The sequence below is a fragment of the Flavobacterium sp. genome (assembly GCF_046293665.1).
GTDB lineage: Bacteria > Bacteroidota > Bacteroidia > Flavobacteriales > Flavobacteriaceae > Flavobacterium.
Genome location: NZ_JBKBOL010000010.1, coordinates 105,405 through 115,623 on the forward strand (window position 1 = coordinate 105,405; position 10,219 = coordinate 115,623).

13 protein-coding genes are annotated in these 10,219 nt (G+C 34.7%); 4 read left to right on the plus strand and 9 right to left on the minus strand.

Features of this window, described 5'->3' with window-relative positions; translation table 11 throughout:
• Nucleotides 1-3: 3 nt before the first annotated feature.
• From ACK4R1_RS13120 to ACK4R1_RS13145, 6 genes are all read right to left on the minus strand, one after another.
• A complete protein-coding gene (locus ACK4R1_RS13120) occupies nucleotides 4-1,365 on the minus strand; it encodes an exonuclease domain-containing protein (RefSeq protein WP_409687860.1) in 1,362 nt (453 codons plus the stop codon).
• 37 nt (nucleotides 1,366-1,402) lie between these two features.
• Complete coding sequence (locus ACK4R1_RS13125; protein ID WP_409687863.1) at nucleotides 1,403-2,062, minus strand: YggS family pyridoxal phosphate-dependent enzyme; 660 nt, start codon at nucleotides 2,060-2,062, stop codon at nucleotides 1,403-1,405.
• A gap of 1 nt (nucleotide 2,063) precedes the next feature.
• A complete protein-coding gene (locus ACK4R1_RS13130; RefSeq protein WP_409687865.1) occupies nucleotides 2,064-2,546 on the minus strand; it encodes a hypothetical protein in 483 nt (160 codons plus the stop codon).
• Between the two features lie 71 nt (nucleotides 2,547-2,617).
• Nucleotides 2,618-3,838: a DUF1015 domain-containing protein gene (locus tag ACK4R1_RS13135; protein WP_409687868.1), complete on the minus strand. Its 1,221-nt coding sequence runs from the start codon at nucleotides 3,836-3,838 to the stop codon at nucleotides 2,618-2,620.
• An 89-nt stretch (nucleotides 3,839-3,927) separates the two neighbouring features.
• Nucleotides 3,928-4,815 carry a 3-hydroxyacyl-CoA dehydrogenase family protein gene (locus ACK4R1_RS13140; RefSeq protein ID WP_409687871.1) on the minus strand — a complete coding sequence of 296 codons (888 nt, stop codon included), beginning with the start codon at nucleotides 4,813-4,815 and terminating at the stop codon, nucleotides 3,928-3,930.
• Nucleotides 4,816-4,899: 84 nt separating this feature from the next.
• Nucleotides 4,900-5,868: a Gfo/Idh/MocA family protein gene (locus ACK4R1_RS13145; protein WP_409687874.1), complete on the minus strand. Its 969-nt coding sequence runs from the start codon at nucleotides 5,866-5,868 to the stop codon at nucleotides 4,900-4,902.
• 99 nt (nucleotides 5,869-5,967) lie between these two features.
• On the opposite strand from ACK4R1_RS13145, the gene ACK4R1_RS13150 reads away from it, so the two are divergent.
• On the plus strand, nucleotides 5,968-6,609 hold the full coding sequence (locus ACK4R1_RS13150; RefSeq protein ID WP_409687877.1) for a protein-L-isoaspartate(D-aspartate) O-methyltransferase: 642 nt from the start codon (nucleotides 5,968-5,970) through the stop codon (nucleotides 6,607-6,609).
• Here ACK4R1_RS13150 and smpB read toward each other — a convergent pair.
• A complete protein-coding gene (gene smpB / locus ACK4R1_RS13155; protein ID WP_409663196.1) occupies nucleotides 6,606-7,058 on the minus strand; it encodes an SsrA-binding protein SmpB in 453 nt (150 codons plus the stop codon). The two genes, ACK4R1_RS13150 and smpB, sit on opposite strands and share 4 nt — an antisense overlap.
• Before the next feature lie 140 nt (nucleotides 7,059-7,198).
• Between smpB and ACK4R1_RS13160 the strand changes: the two genes are divergently transcribed.
• Together ACK4R1_RS13160 and ACK4R1_RS13165 are read left to right on the plus strand one after the other, a co-directional pair.
• The gene (locus ACK4R1_RS13160; RefSeq protein ID WP_409687880.1) at nucleotides 7,199-7,837 is read left to right on the plus strand and encodes a hypothetical protein; all 639 of its coding nucleotides are present in this window, start codon (nucleotides 7,199-7,201) and stop codon (nucleotides 7,835-7,837) included.
• 96 nt (nucleotides 7,838-7,933) lie between these two features.
• Nucleotides 7,934-8,164, plus strand: coding sequence for a VF530 family DNA-binding protein (locus ACK4R1_RS13165; RefSeq protein WP_409687883.1), 231 nt, complete (start codon nucleotides 7,934-7,936; stop codon nucleotides 8,162-8,164).
• Nucleotides 8,165-8,166: 2 nt separating this feature from the next.
• Here ACK4R1_RS13165 and ACK4R1_RS13170 read toward each other — a convergent pair whose 3' ends face one another.
• Together ACK4R1_RS13170 and ACK4R1_RS13175 are read right to left on the minus strand one after the other, a co-directional pair.
• Nucleotides 8,167-8,727: a GNAT family N-acetyltransferase gene (locus ACK4R1_RS13170; RefSeq protein WP_409687886.1), complete on the minus strand. Its 561-nt coding sequence runs from the start codon at nucleotides 8,725-8,727 to the stop codon at nucleotides 8,167-8,169.
• Nucleotides 8,728-8,745: 18 nt separating this feature from the next.
• On the minus strand, nucleotides 8,746-9,600 hold the full coding sequence (locus ACK4R1_RS13175) for an aldose 1-epimerase family protein (protein ID WP_409687888.1): 855 nt from the start codon (nucleotides 9,598-9,600) through the stop codon (nucleotides 8,746-8,748).
• Nucleotides 9,601-9,699: 99 nt separating this feature from the next.
• On the opposite strand from ACK4R1_RS13175, the gene ACK4R1_RS13180 reads away from it, so the two are divergent.
• Nucleotides 9,700-9,981 carry a hypothetical protein gene (locus ACK4R1_RS13180; RefSeq protein WP_409687891.1) on the plus strand — a complete coding sequence of 94 codons (282 nt, stop codon included), beginning with the start codon at nucleotides 9,700-9,702 and terminating at the stop codon, nucleotides 9,979-9,981.
• Nucleotides 9,982-10,219 lie beyond the last annotated feature (238 nt).

A 10,219-nucleotide genomic window follows, 5' to 3' on the forward strand; every position in this document is an offset into this window, starting at 1 on the left:
TGGTTAGAATTTTACAATTCGAATCACTTTATGACGTCGCAAATAACCTTGAATAATAGTTCTCGTGTCACGGTTATTTTGCATTGGGATAATGATGTTTTTCAAAATCTCTATATTGTTGACTTGGTAGTTTAAATCGAAAAAACAATAGCCTTTGTAAACGCCGTTTTCGATTAGCACCGCACTACGCTCGTTAATGTTTCTACCACGATCGATAATGACCATATTGTTGTTATCAAATTTCATTTCACGGATGAATTCTTCAACGCGTTCGTTATATTCCTCCGTTGGTTCTTGATTCAAACATGCACCTTTGCATTCTTTTATCTTTAGTTGAAAACAGCCGTTTTTAGTTTCGTACAGACCGTTAATTTTTTGGCATAACTGATGTTCGGCCGTGATTTTATGTAAAATATTTTTACCTTCTTGAATCGATGTAAACGAAGTAATTTCTTTTTTACGACCATCCGCTTTTTGCACTTTTAAGGCCAAATAACCGTTTTCATCTTTTTCAACATACAACGCATATTGAAAAATGGTCTTGCGTTGCGCACGATTATAAATCGGTTTGTTGATTTTGATTTCTTCACTTTCTTTCAACAAGGCAATCAATTCGTTACCGGTTTCTTCGTAAGTTACTGCAAAAACTTCGCGCTGAATCTTCTTGCTTTTGCTGGAAGTTCCGGTAAAATGCTGATTGATTCGCTTCTTAATATTTTTGCTTTTGCCAATGTAAATCAAATCACCTTTCTCATTATGAACGTAGTAAATACCGGTTCGTGTTGGCATACTTTCAGCAATGTCAAGTAATTTAGGCGATAATCCTTTTTTGATTTCGGCTTTGATTAAACTGATTAGGATTTCTTTTTCGACATCTTTGTCTAAAATCATTTTGAACAGTTTTACCGTTGCTAACGCATCTCCGCTAGCACGATGTCTGTCTGTGACCGGAATCCCTAACGAACGAACCAATTTCCCCAAACTATAAGAAGCTTGTCCGGGAATGAGTTTCTGAGCTAATTCAACTGTGCAAAGCGTTGGTTTGATGTAATCATAGCCTAATCGACTGAATTCTGTTCGTAAAATTCTGTAATCAAACGAAGCGTTGTGAGCAACCACAATACAATCTTCGGTAATCTCAACAATGCGTTTGGCGACTTCATGAAACTTAGGTGCAGAACGCAACATAGCGTTGTTAATCCCAGTCAATTTCACCACAAAGGGTTGAATCGGTTTTTCGGGATTGACCAAACTGATGAATTGGTCTACGATTTCGTGTCCGTCAAATTTGTAGATGGCGATTTCAGTAATGCCTTCTTCGTTGAATTGGCCTCCGGTGGTTTCTATGTCAAGTATGGCGTACAAGTCAGTGATTAGTAATTAGTGAATGGTAATTAGTTTTTTATCGATTTCCAAAGATACTACTTCCAATCCGAACCATTGTACTACCGCAGTCGATGGCTAATTGATAGTCGCCGCTCATGCCCATGGAAAGCGTTTCAAGTTTCAGGTTTGAAGTTTCAAGTTTTTTGGTTTCATCAAAAATCGCTTTCAGATGGTCAAATTCGCGTTTGATTTGTTCTTGATTATCAGTAAATGTTGCCATTCCCATTAAACCTATAACTTTAATGTTTGTAAAGCTTTTGAATTCATCTGAATTTAATAATTCTTTCAATTCTTTTTCGTCTAAACCGAACTTGGTTTCTTCTTCTGCAATGTGTATTTGGAGTAAGCAATTGATATTTTTTCTCCAACGAACAGCGTGACGATTGATTTCTTTTAAAAGTTTCAAGCTATCAACTCCGTGAATTAGTTTCACATACGGAACCATATATTTCACTTTGTTGGATTGAACGTGACCAATCATGTGCCATTCAATGTCCTTGGGCATTTGTTGCCATTTTTCGGTCATTTCCTGGATTTTGTTTTCGCCGAAAATACGTTGGCCGGCATTGTACGCTTCCATCAAATCTGCGACAGGTTTGGTTTTTGAAACGGCAACAAGCGTTACATTTTCAGGAAGAGAAGATTTTATTTCGAGAAGATTTTGTGCTATTGACATTTTATTTTTTATTGTGAAATTTTAATATTTCAAGGTTCTTCTCTCTTATCCAGGATTGAACCTCAAATGAAAGTATATTTTTTATAGATTTTGATTCTATGTATTCTTTATAGGTTAAATGGAAAATTTCAACTTGTGTTTTTCCGTTTTTTTCAATTTGTTCCACTTTTATTTTTACAAAAAAGAATTCATTATTGAAATAATAAAATTCACTGAAAACATTTTCAGTATAGGAACTATAGGCTATGGATTGAAAATAAATTCCCTTTATTAATTCGGAATCTTTTTCACGATTGTATCTTCTCTTTTCCTCTCGACTTAAGCTATTGTACTGTTCCTGATTGTAATAATTTAAATACGTCGTCAAGGAAGAACTACCTGATCCATTTTTTTCTTTCTTTTTGTTTTCAATTTTAATTACACCATTAGCAACTCCGTACCTTCCATTAGATTCACAAATACTGTCAATTTCTTTTATAGTCAAAACTTTGTTTTGTGAAAAAGCAAAGCTGATTGAAATGAATAAGATTAAGGCAAAGTGATTCTTCATTAAAATTAAAGTTCATAAACCATCAATCCACTTCTGAATTTAGGTTCAATATACGTACTTTTTGGAGGCATGATTAAATTGTTATCCGCCAAAGCTTTGATTTCAGAAATATCCGAAGGGTAGAGCATAAAGCCGACTTCAAATTCGCCTTCGTCTACCAATTCTTTTATGGTTAAAATAGATTGCTTACCGGGAATATATTCGATGCGTTCGTCGTTACGCAAATCTTCTATACCTAATAACGGTTGCAAGACTTTATCATATAAAATCTGAGCATCCAAATTATCCAAAATTGAATTTTTGTCATTGTTTCCTTGTTTGTAAAATAGAGCATAGAAATTACCATCGAGATACATCCCAAATTCAAACTTACTTTGCGGTTTCCAGAGTTCTTGTTCTTTGTCTTTGATGATGAAATTTTCCGCTAGCTTTTCGATAAAATCTTCTTTTGAATAACCATTCAAATCGCGAATGATTCGGTTAAATTCATAGATTTTAACATTGCTTTCGGCAATCAGAAAGCTCATGAAAAAATTTAGGTTTACGTTGCCTAAATGTTTGTCCTCATCATGTAACAATTCCGCCGAAGCCGAACGGTGATGTCCATCAGCAATATATAGTTCCGGAATGTTTTCAAATTGTTTGGTAAGCCAACTGATTTCTTCTTCAGACTCAATTTTCCAAAGTTGGTGCTGCTCTTTATTGGTGGTGGAATAATTGTAAATTGGTGTGCTTTTTTTCTTTTCGGTTATCCAAGTATTTAAGATTTCATTATCGGGATAAGTAATTAAAACCGGTTCAGTGTTGAAACCTGTTTGGTGAAGATAATCCTTAAAATATTCTACGCGATATTGCAAAGTGTCTTCATGTTTTTTGATGACATTATTCTTGTAATCTTCAATAGAAGTTCCGGCCACTATTCCGGTAAAAGACTGTGCTTTAGTTTTAATTTCATACAGAAAAAAAGCAGCTTTGTCCTCTTCCAGAAAAATACCGTCGTCTTTGAAATCTTGGTATTTGTGTGAGACACCTTTAAAACGTTTGTCTAATGTAATTTTCTGCGAATACATATAAGCAGGATGAATCACATGCAAAAACGAATATGGATTAAAGCTCAACCAAGCAGCCAATTCAGCCGAACTGTAATCATCGTAGTTTCTGCAGGTAACCAACGCTACTTTGTCGGGCGTTGGGCGAACAGCTTTGAAAGGGATTATTTTGCTCATAGTTTAACCGCAAAGGTCGCTAAGTTTTCGCAAAGGTCGGAAAGGTTTAGCGTGCTTTGTGCTTCCATTGCGAACTTTGCGGTTAGATTTTATTTAAATTGTTTCGAAACTTTCTCCGCTTTTTTCGATTCCGAATAGTCATAAAAACCTTCGCCAGATTTTACACCGAGTTTTCCGGCCATAACCATATTCACTAATAACGGACATGGTGCGTATTTTGGGTTTTTGAATCCATCGTACATTACGTTTAAAATCGAAAGACAAACGTCTAATCCGATAAAATCGGCTAATTGTAATGGTCCCATTGGATGCGCCATTCCGAGTTTCATTACGGTATCAATTTCGTTTACGCCGGCAACACCATTGTATAAGGTTTCAATCGATTCGTTAATCATCGGCATCAAAATTCTATTGGCCACAAAGCCAGGATAATCGTTGACTTCTGTTGGTGTTTTACCTAGTTTTACTGATAAATCCATGATGATTTTGGTCACTTCATCAGAAGTATTGTAACCTCGAATGATTTCCACCAATTTCATAATCGGCACCGGATTCATGAAGTGCATTCCGATGACTCTTTCCGGATGAACGACTTGCGCGGCGATTTGGGTAATTGAAATCGAGGAAGTATTGGTTGCTAAAATTACGTTATGGTCACAGATGTCACTCAGTTGTTTGAAGATGTTAAGTTTCAATGTTACGTTTTCAGTCGCAGCTTCAATCACTAAATCACAGCCAACCACACCATCTGTAATATCAGTGTAAGTGATGATATTACCAATAGTTTTGTGTTTGTCTTCTTCGGTGATGGTACCTTTTGTTACCATTCGGTCAAGGTTTGAAGCAATCGTTGCCATTCCTTTTTCCAAAGACTTTTCGGAAACATCAATTAGTTTTACGGTAAAACCGCTTTGTGCAAAAGTGTGAGCAATTCCGTTGCCCATGGTTCCTGCGCCTATTACAGCAATTGTATTCATTATGTTAGTTTAGTGTTTGTTTTAATATAAAACCGCAGATTCGCAAATTAAAAAATATATGATTTTTGAATTTGCGGTAGAACTTTATTTTTCATTCATCGAATCAATAATCATGTAAGCAACTCGCAACGCTTCGGTTCCGTCTTCTAAAGTTACTACAGGAGTTCCGTTGCTATTGATGGCATCGGCAAAGGTTTCTAGTTCATCTAAAATAGCATTGTTTGGTGCGACTTCCGGATTGTTGAAATAGATTTGTTTTTTTTCACCTTCAGCATTTTGTAAAATCATATCGAAATCACCCGGGACTTCCGGAGCTTCTTTCATTCTTACGACCTCACAAACTTTGTCTAAATAATCTACCGAGATGTAAGCATCTTTCTGGAAGAATCTCGACTTGCGCATATTTTTCATCGAAATACGGCTGGAAGTAATATTGGCCACACAACCATTTTCAAATTCGATACGAGCATTCGCAATATCCGGTGATTGACTTAAAACTGAAACACCACTCGCGTGAACGGCTTTTACTTTTGACTTGACAACACTCAAAATGGCATCGATATCGTGAATCATTAAGTCTAAAACCACCGGAACATCAGTCCCGCGCGGATTGAATTCGGCCAAACGATGTGTTTCAATAAACATTGGGTTTTCGATTTGATCTTTGACTGCTATAAAAGCCGGATTGAATCTTTCCACATGACCAACTTGACCTTTGACATTGTATTCTTTGGCTAAAGCGATGATTTCTTCGGCTTCAGCAACTGTGGTAGCAATTGGTTTTTCGATAAAAACATGTTTGCCCGATTTAATCGAAACTTTGGCACATTTGTAATGTGAAAGTGTAGGCGTAACAATGTCAATCACATCTACAGCGTGTATTAGCTTGGCTATCGTGTCGAATTGTTTGTATCCAAATTCGGCTTCGATTTTCGCACCGTTTTCGTGGTTTTCATCGTAGAATCCAACGAGTTCATATTTTTCAGATTGTTGTAGTAATCGTAAGTGTATTTTTCCGAGGTGACCGGCACCTAAAACGCCAACTTTGAGCATAGAAATGTATTTTAAACAAAAATAGAAATTAATTGATAATTGGTAATTGATAATTGATAATTTGTTTTCTATTTTTACCAAAATAAATCTCTACCTACATTGAAAGATACCAACAAACATCAAGGACTTCGAAATCAACTGGCTAAACTGTTGGAAGAAAAAGGAATTACGGATAAACACGTTTTAGAGGCTATTCGTAAAATTCCGAGACATTTGTTTTTGAATTCAAGTTTCGAAGACTTTGCTTACCAAGACAAAGCGTTCCCTATTGCGGCCGGACAAACCATTTCCCAACCTTATACTGTAGCTTTCCAAACCCAATTGCTAAAGGTAAAAAAAGATGATAAAATTCTTGAAATCGGAACCGGTTCAGGATATCAAACAGCTGTTTTAGTGGCTTTGGGTGCCAAAGTATATTCGGTAGAAAGACAAAATGAATTGTTTAAAATTACTTCAGTTTTGTTGCCAAAGTTAGGCATTCGCCCAAAGCATTTATCGTTTGGCGATGGTTATAAAGGATTACCGAATTATGCTCCGTTTGACAGCATCATCGTAACAGCCGGCGCACCGATTATTCCTAAACCTTTGATGGCACAATTAAAAATAGGAGGAAGATTAGTAATTCCGCTAGGCGAAGGCGAACAAGTCATGACGATGTTAATCCGTAAAAATGAAACACAGTTTGAGAAACACGAATTCGGAGATTTTAAGTTTGTACCTTTATTAGAGAATAAAAATTAAAACGATTTTTTGATTCTATCCAAATCACGCTTAGTATCTTGTTCTTTCAAACTTTCACGTTTGTCATACGTTTTCTTTCCTCTACAAAGCCCAATGTCTAGTTTGGCTATTCCTTTTTCATTGGTAAACAACTTTAACGGAATAATCGTCAAACCTTTAGTATCCATAGCCCTTTCGAGTTTTTTCAACTCACGCTTATTCAACAACAACTTGCGTTCGCTTTTGGCTTTGTGGTTGAATTGATTGCCATATAAGTATTCATCAATTTGGGTATTGATGGCGAATAATTCGTGGTTGTGAAACTCACAAAATCCTTCTGTAATATTGGCTTTTCCTAGTCGAATTGATTTGATTTCAGTTCCGGTTAGGACAATACCGGCCGTGTAGGTTTCAATTATCTCGTAATCGAACCTAGCACGTTTGTTAAGTATGTTTATCGTTTTCAACATGGGATGGCAAATGTAATAACAAATAGGTAAAATTTTCAGGAAATTATCAATAAAAAAAATGTTTAAACAATGATTTATATCAGTTTTTCGGCTAAATCTTCCCGTTAATTTTGGGGTATAATTTTAAACTAACAATCAAAATGAAAAAATTATTATTAGCAGCAGGTTTAGCATTTTTTGGTTTAACTGCTCAAGCACAAGAACAAAATAAAGGATTAGAAGGCGCTTGGTGGGCTACTTCACAATTTGGTTACCAACAAACAAAAGAAGGTGATACAAAAGGAACTAATTTAACCGTTTTACCATTGGTAGGTTATTTTGTTTCGCCATCAGTAACTGTTGGTGCCGGTGTTGGGATGATAAACATTAAATCAGAAACCGGATCTGTGACCAATGCCAATACTAGTTTAGTTGTTGTAGAACCATTAGTGAGAAAATATTGGAATGTAGCTGGGAATTTTTACTTCTTTGGTCAGCTAGCCACTCCAATTATATCAGGAAAAGAAAAAGAGAGTGATACTAAAATTTCTCAGTACGGAGTAGCCATGTCAGGTGGTTTTGACTTTTTTGTTACTAAAAACTTCTCCGTTGAGTTCTCATATAACTTAGCTAGTTTTACTTCAACAACAATCAAACCGGATAGTGGTGATAAAACAACTATTAATAATTTTTCTGTAGCTCATGTGGCTTCTGTTGATCCGGTTTATGTCAATGCATTAGGAGGTAGCATGCCAAGTTTAACTACACCTTTGTCTTTCGGATTTAAATTTGTTTTTTAATTTATAAGTTAATGATTTTAAGTTTGCCCTGAATGATTTGGGTTTGAAAAACCGTTATTCAATAGAGAATAGCGGTTTTTTTATTATTTTTATCCCATGCAAAACTCAACTTCCAAAGATCCGCTTCACGGTGTTACACTTCAAAAAATAGTAGAACAATTGGTTGACTATTACGGTTTTGATACTTTGGGCGAATTAATTAAAATCAAATGTTTTAATAACAATCCGAGTATAAAATCGAGTTTGACCTTTTTACGAAAAACAGATTGGGCCAGAAAACAAGTTGAGGAGTTGTACGTAAGAACACTTCCAAAGTTAGATAAATAGGGTTATTTTTTGAAATTTCTTTTCAATAAGGAATAGATAACGGTGTCCCAAAATTTACCTTCCCACAATTCATTTTCTAGAATATGAGCTTCTTTCACAAAGCCGTTTTTTTGTAGAACCCTTTCTGATGCTGTGTTATCAGGATCAATTACTGCTTCAATGGAGTGTAAATTCATTTGCTCAAAACCATATGCAACAACTGCTTTAATAGCCTCACTGATATAACCTTTGCCATTATATTCAGGTAATGACATATAACCGATTTCAGCACGATGGTTTTCAGGTTGGATTCTGTAGTGACCAATAATGCCAATTATTTTGTTACTGCCTTTGATGGTGATTCCCCAATTGATACCGGTATTATTTTCAATTTTTTCTTCAATCATGGCAATGTGTCCCAAAGCATCTTCTTTGGTTTTAGCCAAAGGTCTTGGAATATATTTCATGATTTCTGAATTACCGCGAAGCGCTAAGACTTCATCAGCGTCATTTTCGTCAATTCGGCGCAAGAGCAAACGTTCAGTTTCAATATTTTGAAAGGGATGGAAATTAATGGTAAGCATAAAATCATTTTTGTAAATTTATATAATTTCTATATTAAAACTATATTCTTTAGAAGTATTACTTTTCAATAATTGTATTCCTTCTTTGTCTAAAAGGTTTCCGTTTGCCTTTGTAGTATCAGCGTAACCTGACCAAGGTTCCAAACAGATAAAAGGAGCATTCATTTTGGTCCAGATTCCAAAATTAGGAAAGTTATTGAACTTGAAATTTAAGATAGGTATATTTTTTTCAAGTATCTGAATTTGATTCGATTGCAATGATTTAAGCACTAAAGCATCGTTTTCGAATAAAGAATAGGTAAGTGGTAATTGATTGTTCTTCAGTTCAATTTTTTTTGTTTTATCCGAAAGTAAATCATTTTCTAATTGGTAACTAAGTAGCTTTTCGTCAGATTCAAACTTTAAACTATAGTTTTCAAATTGTTCTTTTAAAGCAAAAGCCGGATGACCTCCAATACAAAAAGGCATCGCATTAAGACTCTTGTTAATTACTTTATAAGTTATAGTCAACTCGCTTTTCCTTAAGATATAAATGAGTTGTAACTCAAAACGGAACGGATAAATGTTAAGAGTAGATTCATTATCTTGTAAAGAAAAAACTACTTTATTTTTTTCTTTTGCAACTAATTGGAAATCAAATTCTCTGGCAAATCCGTGTCGAGATAAAGAATAAATTTCATTTTTATATTGATAAGAATTGTTTTTTAATGTGCCAACAATAGGAAATAGGATAGGCGAGTGTTTGCCCCAAAACTCAGGGTTTCCTTCCCAAATGTATTCTCTTTTTGTATCGAGTAATTGTAATGAAATAAGTTCAGCACCTTTGTGGTTAATTGTTGCCGATAGGATTGAATTTGAGAGCTTTGTAATCAAAATGGAGTTGCTGTTTTTTTGCTAAATGTTTGGTTCACAAATATATTTTATTAATTTTATTCTGCCCATTAATCTATTTACAAACTTAATCTTAGTAGTATGAAACCCAATTTTGAATCCATCGAGAAGGAAACTATCCAGCTTCTTTCCTTTCCTCAATCCGACGTACTTGAAACCCGAGAAGAAATTCAACAACGGCATTTAGATTTGCACAGAGCTTTAGCTTTAGGTAATCTGGAACATTCTAAAATCAGAATTTATTTTGAAGACAACCAATCCAAAAAAGTAGTAGAAACTACAGTTTGGGCTGTTACAGATCAACGTGTTATTCTAAAACAAGGTCATTCAATACCTATTAATAGAATTTATAAATCAGCTTAAAAATTTATAATTCTTTTAAAATATAAACCACTCCTCGGAGTGGTTTTTTAGTTTTGTGAATATCAAAAAAAATATCGACGAAATGCATTTAAGTAAGAATTTATCTTATAATATTTAAGTAAACATGTATTTCATCGATTTTATTTGTGTTTTAATCGATGTTTGTGCTAATATTGTCTAACAAAATAAAACAATACGTTCTTAAAAACTATAAAGTGTTTGCCCCACATCTACTTTA